The 577-nt window shown below is 39.2% G+C and carries 1 protein-coding gene; it reads right to left on the reverse strand.

The genetic code is table 11. The annotated features are described in order from the left end of the window. Positions 1–577: AAA family ATPase (locus ACS8FD_RS23115; protein WP_439277579.1), on the reverse strand; the 577-nt coding region annotated here is incomplete at both ends.

Raw genomic sequence — 577 nt, forward strand, 5'->3', positions numbered from 1 at the left:
GTCTTTTTGGTTGATATCTTTTTCCAAATCCGCAATCAGACCGTCTTCTGCATTGATATCATTTGTATCGGGAATAATCCCTAAACGCTTATACGCGCCAGCTTCATCGATAACATCAATCGCTTTATCTGGTAAAAAACGCTCATGAATATGCTTAGAAGACAACTCTACAGCTGTCACTAACGCTTCATCAGTATACTCAACGTTGTGGAACTCTTCATAACGTGGTTTAAGACCGCGTAAGATATCAATGCTATCTTCAACACTTGGCTCTTTTACATCAATTTTCTGGAAACGACGCGATAATGCGTGATCTTTTTCGAATACTTGACGATACTCAGTAAAGGTGGTCGAACCGACACAACGTAACTCACCATTTGCAAGTGCTGGCTTGATTAAGTTTGACACATCCATATTACTACTCATTGATGAACCTGCACCAATAATCATATGAATCTCATCAATGAATAAAATCGCATTGGGTTTTTTCTTGAGCGCATCAAGTAATGACTTCATACGTTTTTCAAAATCACCGCGATACTTGGTACCTGCAATCAACGCACCAATATCAAGACTG

Source organism: Psychrobacter sp. 1U2 (assembly GCF_051847575.1).